Annotated in this window: 21 protein-coding genes and 2 tRNA genes; 16 read left to right on the forward strand and 7 right to left on the reverse strand. The window is 66.9% G+C overall.

Annotated features, from left to right (window positions below):
* Positions 1 to 299: 299 nt before the first annotated feature.
* The 6 genes from AB4Y72_RS15930 (at position 300) to AB4Y72_RS15955 (ending at position 6,728) form a co-directional block, all read left to right on the forward strand.
* Entirely contained in the window at positions 300 to 1,352 is a 1,053-nt protein-coding gene (locus AB4Y72_RS15930; protein ID WP_441427120.1) for a 3-isopropylmalate dehydrogenase, read from the forward strand.
* Positions 1,353 to 1,504: 152 nt separating this feature from the next.
* Positions 1,505 to 2,617: a branched-chain amino acid aminotransferase gene (locus tag AB4Y72_RS15935; protein WP_441427121.1), complete on the forward strand. Its 1,113-nt coding sequence runs from the start codon at positions 1,505 to 1,507 to the stop codon at positions 2,615 to 2,617.
* 129 nt (positions 2,618 to 2,746) lie between these two features.
* Positions 2,747 to 3,562: an MBL fold metallo-hydrolase gene (locus AB4Y72_RS15940; protein WP_441427122.1), complete on the forward strand. Its 816-nt coding sequence runs from the start codon at positions 2,747 to 2,749 to the stop codon at positions 3,560 to 3,562.
* A 5-nt stretch (positions 3,563 to 3,567) separates the two neighbouring features.
* Positions 3,568 to 4,344 (forward strand): fumarylacetoacetate hydrolase family protein, encoded by a 777-nt coding sequence (locus AB4Y72_RS15945; protein ID WP_441427123.1) that lies wholly within the window; start codon positions 3,568 to 3,570, stop codon positions 4,342 to 4,344.
* Between the two features lie 130 nt (positions 4,345 to 4,474).
* Positions 4,475 to 6,013, forward strand: coding sequence for a glutamate--tRNA ligase (gene gltX / locus AB4Y72_RS15950; protein WP_441427124.1), 1,539 nt, complete (start codon positions 4,475 to 4,477; stop codon positions 6,011 to 6,013).
* Entirely contained in the window at positions 5,997 to 6,728 is a 732-nt protein-coding gene (locus AB4Y72_RS15955; protein ID WP_441427125.1) for an HAD family hydrolase, read from the forward strand. The genes gltX and AB4Y72_RS15955 overlap by 17 nt, the downstream gene beginning before the upstream one ends.
* A 73-nt stretch (positions 6,729 to 6,801) precedes the next feature.
* On the opposite strand, the gene AB4Y72_RS15960 is transcribed toward AB4Y72_RS15955, so the two are convergent.
* Positions 6,802 to 8,292: a hypothetical protein gene (locus tag AB4Y72_RS15960; RefSeq protein WP_441427126.1), complete on the reverse strand. Its 1,491-nt coding sequence runs from the start codon at positions 8,290 to 8,292 to the stop codon at positions 6,802 to 6,804.
* A gap of 343 nt (positions 8,293 to 8,635) precedes the next feature.
* On the opposite strand from AB4Y72_RS15960, the gene AB4Y72_RS15965 reads away from it, so the two are divergent.
* Positions 8,636 to 8,707: transfer RNA gene (locus AB4Y72_RS15965), tRNA-Gln, on the forward strand.
* A 129-nt stretch (positions 8,708 to 8,836) separates the two neighbouring features.
* Positions 8,837 to 8,912: transfer RNA gene (locus AB4Y72_RS15970), tRNA-Glu, on the forward strand.
* A 226-nt stretch (positions 8,913 to 9,138) separates the two neighbouring features.
* On the opposite strand, the gene AB4Y72_RS15975 is transcribed toward AB4Y72_RS15970, so the two are convergent.
* Together AB4Y72_RS15975 and AB4Y72_RS15980 are read right to left on the reverse strand one after the other, a co-directional pair.
* The gene (locus tag AB4Y72_RS15975; protein ID WP_441427127.1) at positions 9,139 to 9,675 is read right to left on the reverse strand and encodes a DUF1697 domain-containing protein; all 537 of its coding nucleotides are present in this window, start codon (positions 9,673 to 9,675) and stop codon (positions 9,139 to 9,141) included.
* Between the two features lie 13 nt (positions 9,676 to 9,688).
* Positions 9,689 to 10,408 carry an IclR family transcriptional regulator gene (locus AB4Y72_RS15980; protein ID WP_441427128.1) on the reverse strand — a complete coding sequence of 240 codons (720 nt, stop codon included), beginning with the start codon at positions 10,406 to 10,408 and terminating at the stop codon, positions 9,689 to 9,691.
* A 128-nt stretch (positions 10,409 to 10,536) separates the two neighbouring features.
* Here AB4Y72_RS15980 and leuC point away from each other — a divergent pair, with 128 nt between their 5' ends.
* Positions 10,537 to 11,991 carry a 3-isopropylmalate dehydratase large subunit gene (leuC, locus tag AB4Y72_RS15985; RefSeq protein WP_441427129.1) on the forward strand — a complete coding sequence of 485 codons (1,455 nt, stop codon included), beginning with the start codon at positions 10,537 to 10,539 and terminating at the stop codon, positions 11,989 to 11,991.
* Positions 11,992 to 12,071: 80 nt separating this feature from the next.
* Positions 12,072 to 12,674: a 3-isopropylmalate dehydratase small subunit gene (gene leuD, locus AB4Y72_RS15990; protein ID WP_441427130.1), complete on the forward strand. Its 603-nt coding sequence runs from the start codon at positions 12,072 to 12,074 to the stop codon at positions 12,672 to 12,674.
* Positions 12,675 to 12,876: 202 nt separating this feature from the next.
* On the opposite strand, the gene AB4Y72_RS15995 is transcribed toward leuD, so the two are convergent.
* Entirely contained in the window at positions 12,877 to 14,289 is a 1,413-nt protein-coding gene (locus AB4Y72_RS15995; RefSeq protein WP_441427131.1) for an HNH endonuclease, read from the reverse strand.
* 82 nt (positions 14,290 to 14,371) lie between these two features.
* A complete protein-coding gene (locus AB4Y72_RS16000) occupies positions 14,372 to 16,009 on the reverse strand; it encodes a hypothetical protein (protein WP_441427132.1) in 1,638 nt (545 codons plus the stop codon).
* A 427-nt stretch (positions 16,010 to 16,436) separates the two neighbouring features.
* Here AB4Y72_RS16000 and murA point away from each other — a divergent pair, with 427 nt between their 5' ends.
* From murA to AB4Y72_RS16020, 4 genes are read left to right on the forward strand one after another with little or no spacing between them, the layout of a single operon-like run.
* Positions 16,437 to 17,762, forward strand: coding sequence for a UDP-N-acetylglucosamine 1-carboxyvinyltransferase (murA, locus tag AB4Y72_RS16005; RefSeq protein ID WP_120954525.1), 1,326 nt, complete (start codon positions 16,437 to 16,439; stop codon positions 17,760 to 17,762).
* Positions 17,763 to 17,772: 10 nt separating this feature from the next.
* Positions 17,773 to 18,579: a lysophospholipid acyltransferase family protein gene (locus AB4Y72_RS16010; protein WP_441427133.1), complete on the forward strand. Its 807-nt coding sequence runs from the start codon at positions 17,773 to 17,775 to the stop codon at positions 18,577 to 18,579.
* Positions 18,576 to 19,628 carry an NAD(P)H-dependent glycerol-3-phosphate dehydrogenase gene (locus AB4Y72_RS16015; RefSeq protein ID WP_441427134.1) on the forward strand — a complete coding sequence of 351 codons (1,053 nt, stop codon included), beginning with the start codon at positions 18,576 to 18,578 and terminating at the stop codon, positions 19,626 to 19,628. Before AB4Y72_RS16010 ends, AB4Y72_RS16015 begins: the two co-directional genes overlap by 4 nt.
* A gap of 14 nt (positions 19,629 to 19,642) precedes the next feature.
* Complete coding sequence (locus AB4Y72_RS16020) at positions 19,643 to 20,773, forward strand: D-alanine--D-alanine ligase family protein (protein ID WP_441427135.1); 1,131 nt, start codon at positions 19,643 to 19,645, stop codon at positions 20,771 to 20,773.
* A gap of 62 nt (positions 20,774 to 20,835) precedes the next feature.
* Here the strand turns inward: AB4Y72_RS16020 and AB4Y72_RS16025 are convergent, their stop codons facing one another.
* Together AB4Y72_RS16025 and rfbA are read right to left on the reverse strand one after the other, a co-directional pair.
* The gene (locus AB4Y72_RS16025; protein ID WP_441427136.1) at positions 20,836 to 21,339 is read right to left on the reverse strand and encodes a DUF3515 family protein; all 504 of its coding nucleotides are present in this window, start codon (positions 21,337 to 21,339) and stop codon (positions 20,836 to 20,838) included.
* A 42-nt stretch (positions 21,340 to 21,381) separates the two neighbouring features.
* Positions 21,382 to 22,245 (reverse strand): glucose-1-phosphate thymidylyltransferase RfbA, encoded by an 864-nt coding sequence (gene rfbA, locus AB4Y72_RS16030; RefSeq protein WP_441427137.1) that lies wholly within the window; start codon positions 22,243 to 22,245, stop codon positions 21,382 to 21,384.
* A gap of 52 nt (positions 22,246 to 22,297) precedes the next feature.
* On the opposite strand from rfbA, the gene rfbB reads away from it, so the two are divergent.
* A complete protein-coding gene (gene rfbB, locus AB4Y72_RS16035; protein WP_441427138.1) occupies positions 22,298 to 23,296 on the forward strand; it encodes a dTDP-glucose 4,6-dehydratase in 999 nt (332 codons plus the stop codon).
* A gap of 3 nt (positions 23,297 to 23,299) precedes the next feature.
* Positions 23,300 to 24,712, forward strand: coding sequence for a sugar nucleotide-binding protein (locus tag AB4Y72_RS16040; protein WP_441427139.1), 1,413 nt, complete (start codon positions 23,300 to 23,302; stop codon positions 24,710 to 24,712).
* Positions 24,713 to 25,039: the final 327 nt, after the last annotated feature.

The raw sequence follows: 25,039 nt of genomic DNA on the forward strand, positions 1-25,039 counted from the left end.
GTGACGCTCCCGCACTTCCGGCGGCGGTTCCGGTGACGCTCCCGCAGGTCCGGCGTTGGTTCTGGTGACGCTCCCGCAGGTCCGGCGTTGGTTCTGGTGACGCTCCCGCACTTCTGAATTAGAGGTGCGGGAGCGTTCCGCTTTTTGCCCCAGGAGGTGCGGGAGCGTTTCGCTTTTTGCCGCAGGAAGTGCGTGAGCGTTTCGCTTTTTCCTGCCGAACGTGAGGGAGCGTCCGGAGGGGGTGGCCGAATAGTGAGACAACTTGACCAGAATGTGGATCACTTGGCTACCCTGAAAATATGAGCGCATCCACGATTGATCTGGCAGTCATCCCGGGCGACGGCATTGGCCCGGAGGTCACCGCCGAAGCCCTGAAGGTCCTCGAGAAGGCCGCGGCGACCGAGGGGATCGCGCTCCGGCAGACCCACTATAAGCTGGGGGCGGAGCACTGGCTGGAGACGGGGGAGACCCTGCCCGCGGCCACCCTGGCGGACCTCCGCACCCGGGACGCCATCTTGTTCGGCGCCGTGGGTGCGGCCCCCGGCGACACGCGGATTCCCTCGGGCATCATCGAGCGCGAGCTCCTGCTCAAGCTGCGCTTCAGCCTGGACCACTTCGTCAACCTGCGGCCCTCCCGCCTGTACGCCGGCGTCGGCAGCCCGCTCGCCAACCCCGGCCAGATCGATTTCATCGTGGTCCGCGAGGGCACCGAGGGGCCCTATGTGGGCAACGGCGGCACGCTGCGCGCGGGCACGCCCCATGAGGTCGCCACCGAGGTGTCGCTGAACACGGCGCACGGTGTGGAGCGGGTGGTCCGCGATGCATTCCGCCGGGCCAGCGAGCGGCCGCGCAAGAAGCTCACCCTGGTGCACAAGCACAACGTCCTGGTCTTCGCCGGCCAGCTCTGGAAGCGCACCGTCGAAGCCGTGGCCCTGGAGTTCCCCGACGTCACCCACGACTATCTCCACGTGGATGCCGCCACCATCTTCATGGTTACCGATCCGTCCCGCTTCGATGTGATTGTCACCGACAACCTGTTCGGCGACATCATCACCGACCTCGCCGCAGCCGTGACCGGCGGGATCGGCCTCGCGGCCTCCGGCAACATCAACATGGACCGCACGGCGCCGTCCATGTTCGAGCCGGTCCACGGGTCCGCCCCGGACATTGCCGGCCAGCAGAAGGCCGACCCCACCGCCGCGATCCTCTCCGCAGCGCTCCTGCTCGAGCACCTCGGCTTCGCCGGCGCCGCCCGGAGGATCGAGGCCGCCGTCACGGCCGACGTCGAGGCCCGCGACGGCGCCGTCCGCACCACCAGCGCGGTCGGGGACGCCATCGCGGCTGCGCTATAGGCCCAGGCTGTCGTGCCGGCGCTGAAGGGTGCCCCCGGGGACCGCGAAACCGCCACTGCAACGGGCGTAAGCTTGTTTCGAATCACCAATATGCTGCCGTGGTCCGAGGGTGAACCGCGTTCCCACGCCAGGCAGCCGATCGTGGAGGAACCATGACTCAGACTGCCCATGGCGTCGAATTCACCCAGCACCTGTCGGAGACCCCGAAGTCTGCTGAAGAGCGTGCAGCCATCCTGGCCAACCCGGGATTCGGCGACTATTTCACCGACCACACCGCGGTGGTCGACTACAGCGTCGACGCCGCGGGCAACGGTGGCTGGCACGATGCACGGGTTGAGCCCTACGGCCCGATCTCGTTGGACCCCTCCGCCGCGGTGCTGCACTACGGCCAGGAGATCTTCGAGGGGCTCAAGGCCTACCGGCACGCCGATGGCTCGATCTGGACGTTCCGCCCCGAGGCCAACGCGGCCCGGCTGAACAAGTCCGCCCGGCGCCTGGCCCTCCCGGAACTCCCGGAAGAGTACTTCCTCGGCGCCATCCGCGAACTCGTGGCCGCGGACAAGGAATGGGTGCCCTCCGGCGACGGCGAAGCCCTGTACCTGCGGCCGTTCATGATCGCCACCGAGGCCTTCCTGGGCGTCCGGGCAGCGCGCGAGGTCTCCTTCCGCGTGATCGCCTCCCCGGCCGGCAACTACTTCGGCGGCGAGCTCAAGCCCGTCTCCATCTGGATCTCGCGTGAATACGCCCGCGCCGGCCGCGGCGGAACGGGCGCCGCCAAGTGCGGCGGAAACTACGCCGCCTCGCTGATCGCCCAGCAGGAAGCGGAGGCGCACGGCTGCAAGCAGGTCCTGTTCCTGGACCAGTTCAACGACAACGCCGTCGAGGAACTCGGCGGCATGAACGTCTTCTTCGTGATGAAGGACGGCTCGCTGGTCACTCCCGCTCTCTCCGGCACCATCCTCGAGGGCGTGACCCGCTCCTCCGTGATCCAGGTGGCCCGGGACATGGGCCGGGAAGTCACCGAACGCAAGATCACCCTGGATGAGTGGCGCGACGGCGTTGCCTCCGGCGAAATCGCCGAGGTCTTCGCCTGCGGTACCGCCGCCGTGATCACCCCCATCGGCGTGCTCAAGGACGCCACCGAGTTCATCGGCTCCGAGAACGCGACGGCGGGGGAGACCACCATGGCCATCCGCGCCCAGCTGCTCGGGATCCAGACCGGCACGGTGGAGGACACCCACGGCTGGCTGACCCGCCTCGCCTAGCCAGAGAATGTAAGCGGCACAACGCCATAGTGCACGACGGCGGCCCCCACCTTCCGGTGAGGGCCGCCGTCGGCGTCTGTGCCCCCGGGCAGTAGCCGGCGCCGCGCGATTCAATGCAAGGATGGGACCGTGACCTCCGAGACCTCCCGCGGCATAGTCCGCAGCAGCGAACTGACCCGGTTCCGCCTCGCCCCGAACCCGGGACCCATGAGCCTGGACGGAACCAACTCCTATCTCATCGGCGCCGCGGGGACGGCCGGGAGGGTCGCCGTCGACCCCGGGCCCCTGGATGAGCCGCACCTGCGGGCGCTGGCCGGCGACGGCCCGGTGGAACTGATCCTGATCACGCACCGGCACGCGGACCACACCGCGGCCGCCGCAAGGTTTTCCGTCTTGACGGGCGCACCGGTGCGCGCCGCCGATCCCGCGCACTGCCACGGCGCGCCCCCGCTGCAGGACGGCGAGACGATTCACGCGGCCGGCGTGGAGATCCGGGTCCTGGCGACACCTGGCCACACCTCGGATTCGCTGTGCTTCCACCTGCCGCAGGACGGCCCGCACGGCTCGGTACTGACCGGGGACACGATCCTGGGCTTCGGAACCACCGTCCTGGACTACCCCGACGGCACCCTCGGCGACTACCTCGAGTCGCTGGACCGGCTCGAACGCCTCGGGCCGGCCACGGTGCTGCCAGCCCACGGACCGGTACTGCCGGCACTGGACGCCGTCGCCCGCGCCTACCGGGATCACCGGCTCGGCAGGCTCGCCCAGGTCCGGGCCGCCCTCGGATCCCTGGGCGCGGACGCCGGCGCCGGCGTCGAGGACCATGTCGGTGCCGTCACGGATGCCGTGTACGCCGACGTCGATCCCTCCGTCCGCCGCGCCGCGGAACTCTCCGTCGCGGCGCAGCTGGACTACCTGCGGACTAGCGGGACGGTAGGCTAGGAACCATGCGTATCGCCCGGTTTGTAGTCGATTCTGATCCCCTCTACGGCATCGTGGAAGGTGAGCCCGGCAGTGAGGAAGTCACTGTCATCAAGGGTGACCCCTTCTTCCACGGCGTGGAACGAACCCCCATGAAGCACAAGCTGGAGGACGTCCGCCTGCTGGCGCCGATCATCCCGCGCAGCAAGGTGGTGGGGGTGGGCCGCAACTTCGCGGAGCACGCCCGGGAACTGGGCAACGAGGTCCCGGCCCAGCCCCTGCTGTTCCTCAAGCCCAACACCTCGGTGATCGGGCCCAACGATCCCATTGTCCTGCCGGAATTTTCCGAAGACGTCTCCTTCGAGGCGGAGCTGTGCGTGGTCATCGGCCGGATCTGCAAGGACGTCCCGGAGGACCGGGTGGACGAAGTGATCTTCGGCTACACCTGCGGCAACGACCTCACCGCCCGCGACGTCCAAAAGACGGACCTGCAGTGGGCGCGGGCCAAGGGCTTTGACACCTCCGCCCCGCTGGGCCCGTGGATCGAGACCGAACTCGACACCGAGGACCTCCAGATCCAGGGCCGGCTCAACGGCGAACTGCGCCAGGACGGCAGCACCAGCCAGATGATCCGCGGCGTCCGGGAGCTCGTCTCCATCGTCTCGCGGGCCTTCACCCTGCTGCCCGGCGACGTCATCATGACCGGCACCCCGGCCGGCGTTGGCACGGTGCAGGCCGGCGACCGCTACGAAGTGGAGATCGAGGGCATTGGACGCCTCTCCAACCCGGTAGTGCGCCGCTAACGGTTTTCGCGCCGATTTCGGACAGCCGCCCCGTGGATCCACGGGGCGGCTGTCCGTTTTAGCAGCGGTATTTCCGCGGCCGCATTCCGGGCAGGATGCGAGGGCAGAGATTGGTAATGTTGGTAGCACTATGACTACTGCTTCCGCGTCCGACGCCGTCTCCAGCTCCGCCCCGCTTGCCGCCTCCAACGGTGAAGTCACCGCCGACACTCCGGTCCGTGTCCGGTTCTGCCCGTCACCCACGGGCACCCCGCACGTCGGGCTGATCCGCACGGCCCTCTTCAACTGGGCCCACGCCCGGCACACCAAGGGCACCTTTGTGTTCCGGATCGAGGACACCGACGCGGCGCGCGACTCGGAGGAGAGCTACCAGCAGCTGCTCGAGGCGCTCAAATGGCTCGGCATCAGCTGGGAAGAAGGCGTGGAGGTCGGCGGCCCGCACGAACCCTACCGTCAGTCGCAGCGCCTGGACCTGTACAAGGACGTCGTGGCCAAGCTGATGGACGCCGGCTACGCCTACGAGTGCTACTCCTCGCCGGACGAGGTCGAGGCCCGCCACCGCGCGGCCGGCCGCGACCCCAAGCTCGGCTACGACAACTTCGACCGCGAGCTCTCCGACGAACAGCTCGCCGCGTTCAAGGCCGAGGGCCGCCAGCCCGTGCTGCGGGTCCGGATGCCCGATGAAGACGTCACGTTCACGGACATGATCCGCGGCGAGATCACGTTCAAGGCCGGCAGCATCCCGGACTACGTCATTGTCCGCGCCGACGGCTCCCCGCTCTACACGCTGGTGAACCCGGTGGACGACGCGCTCATGGGGATCACCCATGTGCTCCGCGGCGAGGACCTGCTCTCCTCCACGCCCCGCCAGGTGGTGCTCATCCGGGCGCTGATGGACATTGGCGTGGCCAGCTACATGCCGGTCTTCGGCCACCTGCCGTACGTCATGGGCGAGGGCAACAAGAAGCTCTCCAAGCGCGACCCCCAGTCCAACCTGTTCCTGCTCCGGGACCGCGGCTTCATCCCCGAAGGCCTGCTGAACTACCTGTCCCTGCTCGGCTGGAGCCTCTCCGCTGACGAGGACATCTTCACCGTGGAGCAGCTGATCGAGCACTTCGACGTCAATGACGTGCTGGCGAACCCGGCGCGCTTTGACATCAAGAAGGCCGAGGCCATCAACGGCACCCACATCCGCATGCTGGACGCTGAGGACTTCCGCAGCCGTCTGGTGCCGTACCTGCACGCCGCCGGCCTGGTGGGGGAGAGCCTCACGGCCCGCGAGGAGGAGATCCTGGCCGAGGCTGCGCCGCTGGTCCAGGAGCGCATCGCGCTGCTGGGCGAGGCGCCGGAAATGCTGGCCTTCCTGTTCAAGGCCGACGACTCGATCGACGTCGCGGACGACGCCCGCAAGGGCCTGCCGGAGAACCTCACCGAGGTGCTGGACGCCGCCCTGTCCGCCCTGGAACCCGTCACCGACTGGACGGCCGAGAACATCCAGGCTGCCCTGAAGGAAGCCCTCGTGGAGGGCCTGGGCGTCAAGCCGCGCCTGGCTTTCGGGCCCGTCCGCACGGCCGTCTCGGGTCGCCGGATCTCCCCGCCCTTGTTCGAATCCATGGTCATCCTGGGCAAGGACTCGTCCTTGGCCCGCCTGCGTGCCTTCCGCGGCTGACGTGCTGGCGGCGGCCCTGGGCGGCGGCGCTGTCCACGGGGTCCTGTTCGACATCGACGACACCCTGGTGGACCTCGAATTCGCCATGACGACGGCCCTGCGGGACGTCAGCGAGCACCTCCTGCCCGGCCTGGACGAGGCCGGGTGGGAACGGTTCGGACGGATTTTCACCCGGGAGACCACCCATTTCTACGACCGCTACCTGGCCGGTGAGCTGACGTTCAACGAACAGCGACTGCTCCGCGGCCGGGCGGCCCTGGGGCATTTCGGCGTGGAACTCGCAGATGGCGAACAGGCCCACCACTGGGTGAGTTCCTACGCCAGCCGGCAACACGGATACATCCGCGCGTTCGACGACGTCGGACCCCTGCTGGATGCCCTGGACGCCGCCGGCATTCCCTACGGGGCCGTGAGCAACAACGTCCACGACTACCAGCGCGTCAAGCTGGACGCGGCCGGGCTGGAGCGGATTACCGTGCTGGTCGGCACCGACACGGTCGGCGTGGCCAAGCCGGACCCGGCCATTTATCTCGAGGGTGTCCGGCGGATCGGCACCGGCCCCGGCCAAACGCTGTATGTCGGCGACAACCGGCTTCTCGACGCGGAAGGTTCGACGGCGGCCGGCCTCCTCGGCGTCTGGCTGAACCGCGGCGGGGAGCGCGTGCCGGGCTTCGCCGGGCGCGAGGTTGCTTCGCTGCTGGAGCTGCTGGCCTGACCCCAGCCGGCGCCGAACAAAAACGGCCCCGCCAGAAGGGAATTCCTTCCAGCGGGGCCGTTGGCATGACCGGCTAGGCCGACGCCTGAGCCAGGCGCCTCTCCTGCGCCAGGCGCCGGTTCCGAAGTGCCAGGTAGGCGCCGACGGCGCCCATGCCCAGGAGGGCCACGAGGCCCAGGGCTACCGCCACGTCGGCCTTGATCATGTTCGACGGCGAGACCGCCGCGGCGCTTGAGTACAGGGTTCCGGTTCCTGCGGCGATCTTGGCGTTGCCGTCGGCGAGCTTGTCGGCGCCGGTGGACAGTTTGGTGGAGCCCGAGGCCAGCTTGGTGCTCCCTGCCGAGAGCTGCGACGCTCCGGTGGCGAGGGCCGTGGAACCCTTCAGCAGTCCGGGGTTGGCCGGATCCGCGGGATCTCCCGCGATGCCGGCATTCAGCGCCAGCGTGCCGTCGGCAAGACGTGAGCTGCCGTCGGTCATCCTTGCGGCGGCCTTGAGCAGGCCGGGGTGCTCGGGGTCGCCCGGGACCCCGTCCATGCCGACGCGGATCTTGGCGGTGCCGGCCGCGAGGAGTTGGGTGCCAAGGACGACTCCGGGGCTGTTGGGATCCTGGCTATTGAGCTTGCCGGCCAAGGTGGCGAATCCTGCCGTGAGCTTTCCGGTGCCCGCATGGAGCTGGCCGGCGCCGGTGTTCAGCTGGGTGCTTCCGGTCTGCAGCTGTCCCGCGCCGGACTGTAGCCGGGACGCCCCGGCCTGCAGCTGGGACGCGCCGGCATCGAGCCTGTGGGCGCCGTCAAGGATCTTGGCAATCTTGTCCTTAACCACGGCCAGCGGAACGAGGCCCTGGACGGGATCATTGGCCGCGGCCTGCAACAGCTCGAGAGCCTGGGCCAGCGCAGCGGTTCCCGTGCCGGCTTCAGGGTTATTGTTTGCCCCGCGGTAGCCCTTCAGCTGGTCCGTTCCGGCCTTCAGCTGGTCGGTTCCGGCCTTCAGCTGACCCGTACCCGCCTGCAGGCGGCCGGTGCCGTCGGCAAGCCGGGCCGCGCCGGCGTCGAGCTGGGTGGCGCCGTCGGCCAGGTTATTCGGGGCCGTACCGGAAGCGGTGGGGGTCAGGGCAGCGGACAGCTGCACGGCCCCCGCGGCGAGCTTCTGCGCTCCGTCGTCCACCTTGTACACGCCGGGGGCCAGCTTGTTGTTGACGTCTGTCTGGATCTTGACCGCGCCGGTGGCGAGCTGTTGGGCCCCGGCTTCGAGTTTGTCCGCGCCGGGGGCGAGCTTACCGGCGATTCCGGCCTGGATCTTCGCGGCCCCATCCGAGAGTTTGCCGGCTCCGGCGTCCGCCTGTCCTGCACCGTTGGCGAGTTTGGCCGCACCGTCCTTCAGCTGTTGCGCCCCGGCAGAGGCCTGTCCGGCCCCGGCATTAAGCCGCGCGGACCCGTCCGTGATGCGCCCGGTGACCAGGGTATAGAACCCCAGCAGCGCGATCAGCAGCAGGGCGAGGATGGCGATGGCGATCTGTTGCGCCCGGGTCCGGGGTGGGGCGGTGGCGACACGACTCTGTGGCACAGGTTATTCCTCTCGACGATCTCGCCGGCAACGGCTCTGCTGCCGGCCCCCGCAGCTGTGACGCAGATAACATCCGAGAATGGCCGTTGTTCTGCCCGCAACTGAGTGGGGAGGGGGTTGTTACTCATTGGTAACCTACCGAGCGTAAACTTAGCGGCGCCGGATTGGCAAGGGTTGGCGGGCATTTTGCGGCCAGCGGCGGGAAGTTCGGCCGCTTCGAGCCCTCCGCGCCCGCGGCGGATGCCCGATTTGTGCAAGCGAAAACTCTCGGGTAAAGTAATTACTCGTGCTGAGGCGCCGGGAGCGAGGGTTTAGACCCAAACATCCGGTCCAGAAGTCACATTGGGATATGGTGTAATTGGCAACACTACGGTTTCTGGTACCGTCATTCTAGGTTCGAGTCCTGGTATCCCAGCTCTGAAAGTTAGCGGTTTTCCGCGGATCTTCGGACGTTTCGACTCGTTTGTTCGATTTGAAACAGTGGTCAAATGTGTGAAACAATCATTTGGCTTGAACGGCAGAAATGCGGTTCTGGAAAGTACGCGGCCCCATCGTATAGCGGCCTAGTACGCTGCCCTCTCACGGCGGTAACGCGGGTTCGAATCCCGCTGGGGTCACCAATGGAACGGTCCCGGGCATCAGCCCGGGGCCGTTTTTCGTTGCCCTGGATTTCGTTGCCCCAGCGCGCTCGGGACCAACGTAGTGACCGCACATAGGTCCGTGCATCGCTGCCCGGCTATCCCCGTCGATTGCTCCGTAGCGGCCCTTCTGGCAGGTCAAAAGGGCAGCTACGGAGCAATCGACGGTGGTTCTCGGTGAATCATGCGCTCAGGCCGGCCACCCGAGCTACAGCTTGGTCGCCGCGTCGCGGACCTTGACCATGGTGCGCAGGTTGCGGGTGGTGGTGGCGGCCTTGTACTTGGCCTTCGAGGAGAGCTTGCTGAAGGGGCTCTCCAGCGTTCCGCCGACGGGGGCGAGCCAGGCCAGGGCGTCCGGGCCCAGCCGGGTGAGGTCGGTCCCGTCCAGAGCAACGCCGGCTTCGAAGAGTTCCGCAAGCACCGCCTCATCCGAGGAGAGGGTGACGTAGCTGTGGGTGGCCCCGTCGTCGGCCGGATAGGGGCACGCCTCGACCAAAGCCGCCACGCGGTCCGCGGTCAGCACCACCACCCAGGCGTCATAGCCGAAGGTTTCCCTCAGGCAGGCCTCGAACTCCTTTTTGACGCCTGCGGGGTCCAGCTCGCTGGCCAGCACGACGTTGCCACTGGCCAACAAGGTCTGCACGCCCGAAAACGGCCGCGACTTCAGCGCGGCCTTGAGGTCGGCCATCTTGATATTGATGCCGCCCACATTGATGCCACGCAGGAACACCGCATAGTTGTTCATGCGCACAGCATACTTAGTCGCTGGTCTTGCGCAGCGCCTCGGTCAGGACGCGGCCCGCGTTGCAGACCACCTCGGCGTGCAGCCGACCCGGCTGGCGGGTCAGGCGCTCGATGGGGCCCGAGATGGACACCGCGGCAATCACCCGGCCGGACGGGCCGCGGACCGGTGCGGAAACGGAGGCGACGCCCGGCTCGCGTTCGCCGAGGCTCTGACCCCAGCCCCGGCGTCGGACACCCGCCAGGACGGTGGGGGTGAAGCGGGCGGACTGGAGGCCTTCTAGGAGGCGATCGTGATCTTCCCAGGCCAGCAGCACCTGGGCGGCGGAACCGGCTTTCATGGACAGCTGGGTGCCGACGGGGATCGTGTCGCGCAGGCCGATGGGGCGTTCGGCGGAGGCCACGCAGACACGCCAGTCGCCCTGGCGGCGGAAGATCTGGGCGCTTTCGCCGGTGGCGTCGCGCAGCTGCATGAGCACGGGACCGGCCGAGGCGATCAGGCGGTCCTCGCCGGCTGCGGAAGCGAGCTCCACGAGGCGGCTTCCCAGCACGAACCTGCCCTGGATATCGCGGCTCACAAGCCGGTGGTGCACCAGCGCGAGAGCCAGGCGGTGCACGGTGGGCCGCGCCAGCCCGGTGGCAGCCACGAGCTGCGCCAGGGTGGTGGGGCCGGCCTCAAGTGCGTCAAGCACATGGGCCGCTTTATCGATGACACCGACGCCACTAGAATTGTCCATGTAATGATATTGACGTCTCATTATCTGAGATGCAAGTCAACGCGCTGGCGTATTACTTGGCTGTACTGGTTCAGTGGAAGCGACAGCCCGTAGGAACGTAATACTTACCGCAGCGAAGGGAGCAGGCCGTGGCAAAGACACTGGCCGAGAAAGTCTGGGACGCGCACGTGGTGCGCAAGGGGGACGGCGAAGGAGCCAACGCCCAGCCGGACCTCCTTTACATTGACCTCCACCTGGTCCACGAGGTCACCTCCCCGCAGGCATTTGAAGGCCTGCGCCTCGCCGGGCGCAAGCTGCGCCGGCCGGACCTCACCATCGCCACCGAGGACCACAACACTCCCACGCTGGACATCGACAAGCCAATCGCCGATCTCACCAGCCGGACCCAGATCCAGACTCTGCGCAACAACTGCCAGGAGTTCGGCGTCCGCCTGCACTCACTAGGCGACGCCGAGCAGGGGATCGTGCACGTGGTGGGCCCCCAGCTGGGCCTCACCCAGCCCGGCATGACTGTGGTCTGCGGCGACTCGCACACCTCCACGCACGGCGCCTTCGGGGCACTCGCCATGGGCATCGGCACCTCCGAGGTGGAACACGTCATGGCCACCCAGACGCTGTCCCTGAAGCCGTTCAAGACCATGGCCATCAACGTGGAGGGCACGCTGCGCCCCGGCGTGAGTGCCAAGGACATCATCCTGGCCGTCATCGCCAAGATCGGCACCGGCGGCGGGCAGGGCTACGTGCTCGAATACCGCGGCTCCGCCATCCGGGCGCTGTCCATGGAAGCCCGGATGACCATCTGCAACATGTCCATCGAGGCCGGCGCCCGGGCCGGCCTGGTGGCGCCGGACCAGACCACCTACGACTACATGTACGGCCGCCCGCATGCCCCCGAGGGACCCGAGTGGGACGCCGCCGTCGAGTACTGGAACACCCTGAGCACCGACGACGGCGCGGCGTTCGACGTCGAGGTGGACCTCGACGCCGACACCCTGGAGCCGTTCGTGACGTGGGGGACCAACCCGGGCCAGGGCGTGTCCCTGTCCGCGAAGGTGCCCTCGCCCGATGACTTCGGCGACGAGAACGCCAAGGCCGCAGCCGAACGGGCCCTGCAGTACATGGGGCTCGAGGCCGGCACCCCGATGAAGGACATCCGGGTGGACACGGTGTTCCTGGGCTCCTGCACCAACTCACGGATGGAGGACCTCCGGGCCGCGGCGGACATCATCCGCGGCCGGACCAAGGATCCCAACATCCGGATGCTCGTGGTGCCGGGCTCGGCCCGCGTGCGCCTGGAGGCCGAGGCCGAGGGCCTGGACAAGGTCTTCAAGGACTTCGGTGCCGAGTGGCGCTTTGCCGGCTGCTCCATGTGCCTGGGCATGAACCCGGACCAGCTGGAGGTGGGGGAGCGCTGCGCCTCTACGTCCAACCGCAACTTCGAGGGGCGCCAGGGCAAGGGCGGGCGCACCCACCTCGTCTCGCCGGTTGTCGCTGCGGCGACGGCGGTCCGCGGCACGCTGAGCTCGCCGTCGGACCTGGACCCCGCTCCGGAGTCCGCGGCGGTCAAAGTCGACGCCGCGTAGCCGCGTCCGCACAGTCCGCGCCCAGATCTGAAGCCTCGAGCCACACAGCCTCGATCCATACAGCCGAAGAAGGATCCGCCATGGAAAAGTTCACCACCCACACCGGCATCGGTGTCCCGCTGCGCCAGAGCAACGTCGACACTGACCAGATCATCCCCGCCGTGTACCTCAAGCGCATTACCCGCACGGGCTTTGAGGACGCGCTCTTCGCCGCGTGGCGCAAGGACCCGTCCTTCATCCTGAACCAGGCGCCGTTCAACGCGGGTTCCGTGCTGGTGGCCGGCCCCGACTTCGGCACCGGCTCGTCCCGCGAGCATGCCGTTTGGGCACTGAAGGACTTCGGCTTCAAGACCGTGCTGTCCTCGCGCTTCGCCGACATCTTCCGCGGGAACTCCGGCAAGCAGGGCCTGCTCGCCGCCGAGGTTGCCCAGGACGACATCGAGCTCATCTGGAAGGAGCTCGAAAACGCCCCCGGCACAGAGGTCACGGTGGACCTCGTGTCCAAGACCGTCGCGTGCGGCAACATTGTGGCGCCGTTCGAGATTGACGATTACACGCGGTGGCGCCTCCTTGAGGGCCTGGACGACATCGGGCTGACCCTCAAACACGAAGAGGACATCACGGCCTACGAGGCCACCCGGCCCTCCTTCAAGCCCAAGACGCTGCCCGCCCGGCTGTCCTGAGGATGATCGGCTCCGGGCCCGCGTTCTAGGACCCGGCTTCGGACCCTGGGCTCCAGACCCAGCTTTCGGTCCTGAGGCCCGCTGATGTCGGGAGTCTCCTGGCGCTGAGACAAGTGATGACGTGCCGTCGTCGAGTTGTGAGACTCGACGACGGCACTTCTGTCTTTAGGGGCTGGTGGCCTGGCGCTTCGAGTCCACATCGTCAGACACCCGCCATGGCCGCGCGCTTGCGGGTTTTGAGGGCCTTAGCCCGCTGCCGCAGCTGGCATCGTTGGCGGAGTCCGGACTGACCCGTGGCCGTTGGGCGAAGCGGTGCGCCGGCCAGCACTGTTCCGGGCAGCGCTGTTCCGGGTAGGGGTGGTGCGGTGGAGTGGTAGGTGTGGCCGGTGGGGGTGGTGAGTGCGATGGTGGGGCGGGGGGTGGTTTTCCAGCCGGGGGTTTCTTTGGTGTGGTTGCAGGCTTCGCAGAGTCCGGCGCCGTTGGTGCTGGTGGTTTGGCCGCCGGCGTGGTGGGGGACGATGTGGTCCAGGTGGCGGATCGGGGCGTCGCAGTACGGGGTGCGGCAGGTGTGGTCGCGGGCGTGGATGAGGCGGCGCAGTCCGGCGGGGAAGATGCGGGCGCGGGAGTCCATCGCGATGAGGTCGCCGGTGCCGGGTTGGGTGTAGAGGCGGCGGAGCCAGGTGTTCAGTGCTGGGTTCTCGTCCGGCAGCAGGATCCTGCGGGCCCATTCGGCGGGGACGATGCCGTAGCCGGGCAGGACGGCGGGTTCGGCGTCGGCTTGGAGGAGGGTGCGGTCGGTCAGGATGAGTTGGATCTCGATGCCGGTGATGCCGCCGGGGGTGCCGGTGGTGCGTTCGACGAGGGTGTCGGCCATGGCCTGGCCGCGGGTGCGGGGGTCCCCGGCGGTGCGCAGGGTGTCGGCGTGCCGGGTCAGCGCCGTGTGGACCGCGACGCCCTGGGCGACGGGGAGCAGCGCGGTCAGGTGGCACATGGTGTCCGGGGCGGGGCGGAGGCTGACGTGCCGGTCGGTGGCGGCGTGCGCGGCGCGGTCGGTGACGGAGCGCGGGTCGAGCCGGTACGCGGCGGCCCGCGCCGCGGCAACAATGGCCCGGTCACCGGCCCCGGCGAACGTGCCGGCGTCGGGCGCCAGTTCCTCGTCGACGGCGGCCCGGTCGGCCGCGGTCAGGCAGGCGGTTTCGCGGGCCAGGAGGGTGGCGCGCCATTCGTTGAGGATCCCGGTTTCGAGCGCGGCGAGGGTGTGCGGCATCTCGGTGACGAGGGCCTTGGCCAGGCCCAGCAGCCGGCCGCCCTTGGCGGGGGATTCGCGCCGGGCGAGGGCGATCTGCGCGCCGACACCGGCGCCGAGTTTCTCCGCGGGCATTCCGGCGCGGGCCTGGTCCCGGCGCTGGGACAGATCGAAGGCGACAGCCAGGCGGGCCTGCCGGGCGGCGATGGCGGACTTCAGGTCCTCCAGGTCCCGGAGCTGGTCGATCAGTGCGGCGGCGCTGCCAGGGGCCGGGAGGCCAGCCAGGAGCGCGGCCACGTCCGTCACCGTCACAGCAACTGCCGGTGCCGCGTCTGCGGGAACCACGTCGGGCCCCTGATTGCCGTCCATGAATCCATAGTCCCAGGGACCTCTGACAATAATTGCCGCACCTTCCGCCCGGGATGCTGACTGCACAGCGGCAGCCTATTCGTTAGCGAATGATGGCGGCTGTCGGCGCGGATGTCTTGGATGTGGTTGCGAATCCGGCCTTCCGGCCAGTTACGCGGACAGTGATCGTCTTTCCGATGTCGCTGGCCGTGACCTTGTAGCTCGGCAAGCTGGCCGCGGTGATGGCGACACCGGAGCGGTACCACTGGTAAGCCAGTGCCACCGCGGCCGGCGACCAGGTGCCCGGGGTGGCCGTGAGGGTGATTCCGACCTTAGTTGTGCCCGACACGGCAGGTGTGGGCGCCTTCAATGTGCCCGTGGTGACGGCGGCAGTGGGGGCGGAGGTCTTGGAGGTGGTGGTGTATCCAGCCTTCCTGCCTGTTACGCGGACAGTGATCGTCTTTCCGATGTCGCTGGCCGTGACCTTGTAGCTCGGCAAGCTGGCCGCGGTGATGGCGACACCGGAGCGGTACCACTGGTAAGCCAGTGCCACCGGGGCTGGCGACCAGGTGCCCGGGAGCGCCGTGAGGGTGCTCCCAACCTTGGCGGTTCCTGACATGGTTGGCGTGGGTGCTGCCTTGAGACCGGGAAGAGTTGCCGTCACGTTGAGGGTGGCGAGGGTTTGGAATGCGGTTGAGGTGTTGCCGAGGGTGTCGTCGAGAGGGAACAGCATGACCTTCCAGATTCCGGTGGCGGAGCCTTTGGGGATGGTCATGGTGCGTTCCCACGTGCCGTCCCGGGTGGTGCCGGAGACCAGGGTCATGGCGCCGAAGCCCTGGCTCTGCCCGGTGGCGTCGTTGTCTAGGGTCACGACGGGTTCGCGGGCGCCGGTCTGGTCGGTCAGTCGGAGGGTGACTTTGACGGTTGCCGGTCCGGTGGTGATGTTCAGGGACGTGGGTGTGACTGTGGAGCTGACCATGACGGGCCCGGCAACATCAGAGGGAAGGCCGGTCACGTTGAGGGTGGCGAGGGTTTGGAATGCCGTTGAGGTGTTGCCGAGGGTGTCCTCGAGCGGGAAGAGCGTGACCTTCCAGATTCCGGTGGCGGAGCCTTTGGGGATGGTCATGGTGCGTTCCCACGTGCCGTCGCGGGTGGTGCCGTAGACCAGGGTCATGGGGCCGAAGCCTTGGCTTTGCCCCGTGGCGTCGTTGCCCAGGGTCACGGTGGGTTCGCTAACCGCAGTCTGGTCGGTCAAGTGCAGGGTGACTTTGACGGTCGCCGGTCCCGTGGCGATGTTCAGCGACGTGGGTGTGACTGTGGAGCTGACCATGACGGGCCCGGCAACATCAGAGGGAAGGCCGGTCACGTTGAGGGTGGCGAGGGTTTGGAATCCGGTTGAGGTGTTGCCGAGGGTGTCGTCGAGCGGGAACAGCGTGACCTTCCAGATTCCGGTGGCGGAGCCTTTGGGGATGGTCATGGTGCGTTCCCACGTGCCGTCGCGGGTGGTGCCGTACACCAGGGTCATGGGGCCGAAGCCGTGGCTTTGTCCGGTGGCGTCGTTGCCCAGGGTCACGGTGGGTTCGCTGACCGCGGTCTGGTCGGTCAAGTGCAGGGTGACTTTGACGGTCGCCGGGCCCGTGGCGATGTTCAGCGACGTGGGTGTGACTGTGGAGCTGACCATGACGGGCCCGGCCACATCCGACGCAGCACTGGCGACAGGCGCCGTGACAAGCGAAAGCATTATGAAAATCGTCAGACAAACGATCATGACGGCAGGTCTTGATTTCAAGTTGGTGATCACCAGCGGCCCCCAAGGCTCGTGCAGCCGGCTGGCTGCAGTGAATTGGTCCGCGAGCGGCGGACTCCGTGAGTCTAGCCCGCGCCCCCGACAACGGAGGTCACGGCATGCCTTCCGCGTCCTTCCTGCCCGCCTCCCGTGCCTGTCCATTACGCCGAGAGCAAGCTGAGGACAATGAGATCGTGCAGCTGCAGGGCAACTCGTAGGTGCCCCTTTCGGGCAGCCGAATAGATTGCCGCATCACTGTCCAGCGGAGTCACTTCGGGGCCCCTCGAACGGCCCCGTATTTCAGATCGGTAACGGATGCTCCTATGCTTAGCTGGAGCCTTTGTAAGGATTTGGGGGCGAGTAGTCGTGAGGAAACCGGTATATGAGTAGTGTTCTGACAATCCGCGGAGGCGTCCCGCTAACTGGCCGCGTCACCGTTCGCGGGGCCAAGAATCTTGTCCCCAAGGCCATGGTTGCCGCCCTGCTGGGCAATGAGCCGTCGGTGTTGCGCAACGTTCCCGAAATCAAGGACGTTGAGGTTGTCACGAGCCTGCTTCAGCTCCACGGTGTCCGGGTTGATAAGGATCCCGTAAGCGGTGACCTGACGCTCGACCCGAAGGGCGCCAAGACGGCCTCCAGCACCGCCATCGACGCCCACGCCGGCGATTCACGTATCCCGATCCTGCTGTGCGGGCCCCTGATCCACGCCATCGGCGAAGCCTTCATCCCGGACCTGGGCGGCTGCAAGATCGGCGACCGTCCGATCGACTACCACCTCAATGTCCTGCGCCAGTTCGGTGCCGTGGTGGAAAAGCGTCCCGGCGGCATCCACATCTCCGCCCCGAACGGGCTCAAGGGCGCCAAGATTGCGCTGCCCTACCCGTCCGTCGGCGCCACCGAGCAGGTCCTGCTGAGCGCCACCCGCGCCGAAGGCATCACGGAGCTCTCCGGTGCGGCCACCGAGCCGGAAATCGTGGACCTCATCGCGGTACTGCAGAAGATGGGCGCCATCATCAGCGTCCAGACGGACCGCACCATCCGGATCGAAGGGGTCCGGGACCTGGGCGGGTACAACCACCGGGCCCTCTCGGACCGCAACGAATCGGCCTCTTGGGCCTCGGCGGCGCTCGTCACCCGTGGCGACATCTTCGTTGAAGGCGCCACCCAGCGGGACATGATGACCTTCCTGAACACCTACCGCAAGGTCGGCGGCGGCATGGACATCGGCGACGACGGCATCCGCTTCTACCACCGCGGCGGCAAGCTCAACCCGCTGGTCCTCGAAACAGACGTGCACCCCGGCTTCATGACGGACTGGCAGCAGCCCCTCATCGTCGCCCTGACCCAGGCCGAGGGCGTCTCGATCGTCCACGAGACCGTCTACGAGAACCGGTTCGGCTTCACCGATGCACTGATCCGCATGGGCGCCAATATCCAGGTCCACCGCGAGTGCCTCGGCAGCGTGCCGTGCCGTTTCGGCCAGCGCAACTTCCTGCACTCGGCGGTAATTTCCGGACCGGCGCAGCTCAAGGGCACCGACATCGACGTCCCGGACCTGCGCGGCGGATTTAGCCACCTCATCGCCGCCCTGGCAGCCACCGGAACCTCCCGCGTGACCGGAATCGACATCATCAACCGCGGCTACGAGCGCTTCACGGAGAAGCTCGCGGGCCTCGGCGCCGATTTCGACATCACCTCGGCCAAGTAGTGGGCGCCCGGTGAAGGAATCGGCCAAGAGCCACGCCACGTTTGTGACGGTCGCCGGGATTATCCGGCCCGTGATGAACCTCCTGATGGCCAAGAAGTGGGAGGGCCTCGAGAAGCTGCCCGCGGGGGGCTTCATCGCCGCACCCAACCACTGCACGGAGATCGATCCGCTGGTGGTGGGGCACATGCTCTACAACCAGAAGCGGATGCCGCACTTCCTCGCCAAGGCCGGGCTCTTCAAGGTGCCGGTGCTGAGCGCCGTCCTGCGGTCCACCAAGCAGATCCCGGTGGAACGCTCGACGACGGGAGCGAACCTGGCGCTGCAGCTCGCCAGGGAGGTCGTGGACGAAGGCGGGGCAATCATCATTTACCCCGAGGGGACCCTGACCCGGGACCCGGCGCTCTGGCCGATGAGGGGGCACACCGGTGCGGCCCGCATGGCGCTGGAGAGCGGCATCCCGGTGGTTCCCATGGCCCATTGGGGCGCCCAGGAGGTCTTTCCGCGGTACGCGAAGCGTTTCTACATCTTCCCGCGCAAGACGTCCCGCCTGGTGGTCGGTGATCCGGTCGACTTAAGCGCCTTCGCCGGCCGTCCGCTGGACCGGGCAACGCTCAACGAGGCCACAAATGTCATCATGGACGCCATTACCGGGCTCCTTGCCGGACTGCGCGGCGAACAGCCGCCGGCGCAGCGCTGGGATCCGGCGGCGCACAACCAGCCCACGCAGGGCCGCTTCGTCGAGCGCGGCGGCACCGGGGACAGTGCCCTCCAAGACGGGGGCGCAACGAACGAGAACACTGGGGACAGCACCGGATGACGGTCAAGCTTGAACGAGAAACTTCGGCCAGCACCGTGGCCGTCCTGGGCGCAGGCTCCTGGGGTACCACCTTCGCCAAGATCGTCGCGGACGCGGCCACCGCCTCCGGCGTCGAACGAAGCATCCGGCTCTGGGGCCGGCGCCCGGAAATCGTGGACCAAATCAATACCCTGCACCGCAATGAGCAGTACCTCAAGGGCATCACCCTGCCGTCCAGCATCGCAGCGTCCAAAGACGTCGGCGAGGTCCTCACCGGAGCGGAGCTGGTCATCCTGGCCGTTCCGGCGCAGACCCTGCGGCCGCAGCTGCAGGCTTGGAAGGAGCATCTGGCTCCTGGCGCCGTCGTCGTGTCCCTGATGAAGGGCCTCGAGCTCCATACCGATGCCCGCATGAGTGAGGTCATCCGCGCGGAGCTGGACCTGCCCGCCGAGCGCGTCGCCGTGGTCTCCGGGCCCAACCTGGCCATGGAGATCGCGCGGGAAGAGCCGACGGCGTCCGTGGTGGCCTGCGCGGATCCGGTCACGGCTGGCTGGATTGCCCGCAGTTGCACCGCGCCCTACTTCCGCCCGTACACCACCACGGACGTGATCGGCGTCGAAATTGGCGGGATCGTCAAGAATGTGATTGCCCTGGCCGTGGGCATCTGCGAAGGCAAGCAGATGGGCGACAACACCAAAGCCTCGGTGATCACCCGCGGCCTGGCTGAGACCTCCCGGCTGACGCTCGCCCTGGGCGGCGAGGCCCGCACCATGGCGGGCCTTGCCGGCCTGGGCGATCTCGTGGCCACGTGCTCCTCCCCGCTGTCCCGGAACCACACCGCCGGCAGGCTGCTCGGCAAGGGACTCACGCTGGAGGAGGTCACGGCCGAAATGAAGCAGACGGCCGAAGGCATCAAGTCCAGCCAGGCGGTTCATGAACTTGCCGGTAAGCTCGGCGTCGACATGCCGATCACGGCCGCCGTCGTCGCCGTCCTGGCCGGAAAACTGTCCGTAGACGAACTGGGCCCGCTGCTGCTGTCCCGGGACCTGAAAGCCGAAGGCGACCACTGAGAGTGTCTGAGAACATGACCACAGAAGACCGTCCCGGCCAGTCGAAACCCCGCGTTGCGGTGCTGTTCGGCGGCCGTTCCAGCGAGCACGCCGTCAGCTGCGTGACCGCAGCCGGCGTCCTGGGCGCCATCGACCGGGACAAGTACGACGTCATCCCGATCGGGATCGCCAAGACCGGCCAATGGGTTTTGGCCTCCGGGGACACCAACTCGTGGTCGCTCTCCGCGTCCTCGCTGCCCGAAGTCGCGCCCTCGGCGCAGACCGTGGCCCTGGCCGAGATCGGCGGCGAGCACCAGCTGATCGTGGCCTCCCCGAACACAGTTCCGCAGGAACTCGGCACCGTGGACGTCGTCTTCCCGCTGCTGCACGGGCCCTTCGGCGAGGACGGGACCATCCAGGGCCTCCTGGAACTGTCCGACACGCGCTACGTCGGCGCCGGCGTGCTGGCGTCCGCGGTAGGCATGGACAAGCACTTCATGAAAGTGGTCTTCGAATCGGCCGGACTCCACGTGGGGCCGTACATCGCAGTGACCGACCGGCAGTGGCTCACAGATCCGGAAACCGTCCGCAAGCGCGTGGACCAGCTCGGCTTCCCCGTGTTCGTCAAACCCGCCCGGGCGGGCTCCTCCATGGGCATCTCCAAGGTGGATTCCCTCGAGGGCCTGGACGCCGCGATCGAGGCGGCCCGCGAGCACGACCCCAAGCTTGTCATCGAGGCCGGCATCAACGGCCGCGAGATTGAATGCGCGGTCTTGGAGGGCCGGGGGACTGATGCTCCGCGGACTTCCATGCCGGGCGAGATTTCCGTGGCGGGCGGCGGGCACGAGTTCTATGACTTCAACGCCAAATACGTCGACGACGCCGCCGCGCTCAGCTGCCCGGCCGACCTCCCCGAAGAGGCGATCACCCGGGTCCGGGAACTGGCCGCCGTCGCCTTCGACGCCGTCGGCGCCGAGGGCCTGAGCCGGGTGGACTTCTTCTACACCCCCGAGGGCGAACTGATCATCAACGAGATCAACACCATGCCCGGGTTCACGCCCAAGAGCATGTACCCGCAGATGTGGAAGGCCTCGGGCGTGGGCTACGCCGAACTCATCGACGAGCTGATCCACCTCGCCCTGCACCGCAAGACGGGCCTGCGTTAAGCACCGCCGCGCCCTGGGGCCGGGACCGCCTGGCGGTGACCCGCCCCCGGGGCGTGCATGATCTATTTGCTGGACGGCAGGTTCTGCAGGTCTTCCTGGCCCACACACTTGCGGGTCGCCTTGATCTTCAGCGCCGCGGGGGCGAGGTCGGCCAGCACGGTGGCGGAACTGATCTTGTTCGGGTCCAGCAGGATTTCCGTGGCGGGTTCGCGGCCAAACGTGGTCAGCGTCCACACCGGGTTGCCTTCCTTGATGACCCAGTCCACGCCGTTGACGCTCACACAGCGGTCCGTGGTGGGGCCGGGAACGTTGACTCCGCAGCGAAGGATCAATGAGGATGGATCGCCCCAGGCCGCCGTGGCCTGGGCATTGGTTTTGCGCAGCTTGGCGTCCCCGACGGCATCGGGAAGTGCCAGCATCATCGGCGCGCAGGCCGCGTTCGCGGCATCCTTGGCGGGCGTGACGTCAACCACCGGGGAGCAGGCGGTAAGGGCAAGCCCGGATGCTGCTGCCGCGGCGACGGCCACGGCAAGGCGCGCGGAAACTAAGCGGCTGAACTGAAGCATTCATCCAGCTTAACCCGGCCTGCGGGGCGTCACGACCCCCGGCTACAGCTCGAGCAGGCCAAGGAGGTAGGAACCGTAGCCGCTCTTCACCAAAGGCTCGGCCCTGGCCCGCAGCTCCTCGTCAGTGAGGAACCCCAGCCGCCAGGAAATTTCCTCCGGCGCACCGATAATCAACCCCTGGCGTTTCTGGACGGTGCGAACGAAATTTGAGGCGTCATTGAGATCGTCGAAGGTGCCGGTGTCCAGCCAGGCCGTACCCCGGGGGAGGACCTCGACGTGAAGTTTGTCCAGGCCCAAATATGCCTTGTTCACATCCGTGATTTCCAGCTCGCCGCGGGGCGAGGGTTTTAGTTCGCGGGCAATGTCGACAACGTCATTATCGTAAAAATAGAGCCCGGGCACCGCGTAGTTGCTCTTGGGTGCGGGGGGTTTCTCTTCCAGCGTCAGCACGCGGCCGGCGTCGTCGAACTCGACTACGCCGTAGGCCCCGGGATTCTGAACCCAGTAGCCAAAAACCGAGCCTCCTTCCACGTCGGAAAATCGTGCCAACTGTGTTCCCATTCCGGGGCCGTAGAAGATGTTGTCGCCCAGGACCAGGGCCACCGAATCGCCACCAATGTGCTCCTCGCCGAGGATGAAGGCCTGGGCGAGCCCATCCGGAGCCAGTTGAACTTTGTAGGTGATGCAAACCCCAAATTGTGAGCCGTCCCCCAGCAGCCGGCGGAAGGGCTCGGAATCTTGCGGGGCCGTGATAACGAGGATGTCCCTAATTCCGGCCAGGATAAGTGTGGAAAGAGGATAGTAGATCATCGGTTTGTCATAGACCGGAACCAGCTGCTTGCTGATGCCGAAAGTAATTGGATGCAGCCTTGATCCGGTTCCCCCGGCCAGAATGATTCCACGCATGGGCACATCATTTATGTTTATCCGGGCAACCGCAACGGGTATGGTCTGAATCATGCAGAAACTGCTTGTCACAGGTGGCGCTGGCTTCATCGGCTCGAACTTCGTTCACTACGTCATGAAAAACACCAGCAGCCATGTCACGGTCCTGGACAAGCTGACCTATGCGGGCAACCTGGAGTCCCTCAAAGGCCTTCCGGAGGAACGTTTCCGGTTCGTGCGCGGAGACATCTGCGACGCCGCGGTAGTTGAGGGCCTGGTGGCGGACGCCGACGTCGTGGTCCACTATGCGGCGGAATCCCACAATGACAACTCGCTGCAGGACCCGCGCCCGTTCCTTGATACGAACATCGCTGGGACATACACGCTGATCGAAGCCGCGAGGAAGCACAACAAGCGGTACCACCACATCTCCACCGACGAGGTCTACGGCGACCTTGAGCTCGACGATCCGGGGCGGTTCACCGAGAACACGCCCTACAACCCCTCCAGCCCGTATTCCTCGACCAAGGCCGGCTCGGACCTGCTGGTCCGCGCATGGGTCCGGTCCTTCGGCCTGCAGGCGACCATCAGCAACTGCTCGAACAACTACGGTCCCTACCAGCACGTGGAGAAGTTCATCCCGCGGCAGATCACCAACGTAATCGACGGCATGCGCCCCAAGCTCTACGGCAAGGGCGAGAACGTCCGCGACTGGATCCACGCCAATGACCACTCGTCCGCGGTCCTGGCGATAATCGCCAGGGGCCGGATCGGGGAGACCTACCTGATCGGCGCCGACGGCGAGAAAAACAACAAGGACGTCGTCGAGCTGATCCTCAAGCACATGGGGGAGGCACCGGACGCCTACGACCACGTGGTGGACCGGCCCGGCCACGACCTGCGGTACGCGATCGACTCCGCCAAGCTTCGCGATGAACTCGGCTGGGAACCGAAGTTCTCCAACTTCGACGCCGGCATCGAAGACACCATCGCCTGGTACCGGAACAACGAGGACTGGTGGCGGCCGCAGAAGGCCGCCACGGAAGCCAAGTACACGGAACAGGGCCAGTAGACCATGACGATCGAGTTCTCGAAGAAGCTCACCGCCCACGGGACCCCGATTCCCGGCGTCGTCCTCTATGACCTTCCGGTCCACGGTGACAACCGGGGCTGGTTCAAGGAGAACTGGCAGCGGGAAAAGATGGTGGCCCTCGGACTGCCGGACTTCCGCCCCGTGCAGAACAACATCTCATTCAACGAGAAAGCCGGCACCACCCGCGGCATCCATGCCGAACCGTGGGACAAGTTCGTCTCCGTGGCCACCGGACGCATTTTCGGTGCCTGGGTGGACCTGCGCGAGGGGCCAAGCTTCGGCGCCGTGTTCACCGCCGAACTTGATCCCGGCCAGGCGATCTTCATTCCCCGCGGAGTGGGGAACGCCTTCCAGACGCTGGAGGACCACACCGCCTACACCTATCTGGTCAACGACCACTGGTCCGCCGATGCCCAGGGCCAATACACTTTCCTGAACCTCGCCGACGAGACCGCTGCCATCAACTGGCCGGTGCCGCTGGAGCAGGCCGAGCTCTCGGACAAGGACAAGGCGCACCCGAGGCTGGCGGATGTCACGCCGATGCCGCCCAAGAAGATCCTGGTCCTCGGCGCCGACGGCCAGCTCGGCAAGGCGCTGCGTAAAGAGTACGACGGCGACCATGCAGTCGAGTTCGCCGGCCGCGCCGAATTCGATCTCGGCAGCGAGGGCGCCTTCGCGGAGCGCAACTGGAGGAACTACTCGGCCGTTATCAACGCCGCCGCCTACACCGCGGTGGACCTAGCGGAGACACCGGAAGGCCGCAAAGCCGCCTGGGCAGTCAACGTCACCGCCGTCGCGCGGCTGGCCCGCGCCGCCGTCGACCATGACCTGGTCCTGGTTCACGTCTCCTCCGACTACGTCTTCGACGGGAGCCAGGAGGTGCACACCGAGGACGAGCCCGTCTCTCCGCTGGGCGTGTACGGCCAGACTAAGGCCGCCGGCGACGCCGTGGTCAGCGTGGTGCCCCGGCACTACATTGTGCGCACCAGCTGGGTCATTGGCGACGGCAACAACTTTGTCCGCACCATGGCCGCCCTCGCGGCCCGCGGCATTGAGCCGTCGGTGGTCAATGACCAGATCGGCCGCCTCAGCTTCACGCAGGATATTGCCGCCGGGATCCGGCACCTGCTCGACACGGGCGCGCCGTACGGGACCTACAACTTCAGCAACACCGGGGAACCGCAGTCCTGGGCAGACGTTGCCACCGACGTCTACGAGCTCAGCGGGGGATCGAAGGCCTCAATCAGGGGCGTCAGCACGGCCGAATACTTCGCAGGAAAGAACGTTTCTCCGCGGCCAGCCAACAGCATGCTCAACCTGGGGAAGCTTACGGCGCTGGGCTTCCGTCCCGCCGGCGCGGCAGCGCGGCTAAAGGAGTACCTCAACCGGTTGTGAATCTGTGGCTCTGCTGTTATCAGCGATTTCGAAGAACGTGGCGAGTCTGGGAAAAACCATAGAGTAGACTGCCAAAAGCGTGAATTTCGGGCGGTGCCGACAGCGAGGTCAGGTCAGGCCAAAAGCCCACGCACGCCATATCTAAATCTCGCACCTTGGGGGAGCACTCGTGTTGAATCTGCGCGGCCGCATAGCCACGAAAGCATTGACTGGATTCTTTGCGCTTTCGGTTTTCGGGGCGACCTTGGGAACGGTTGCCGCCGCCCACGCCGATGATTTCACGACCGTTGACCCCACTCCGGTTGTCACGGATCCCGCTCCGGCGCC

The sequence above is a fragment of the Arthrobacter sp. YAF34 genome (assembly GCF_052113245.1).
GTDB lineage: Bacteria > Actinomycetota > Actinomycetes > Actinomycetales > Micrococcaceae > Arthrobacter.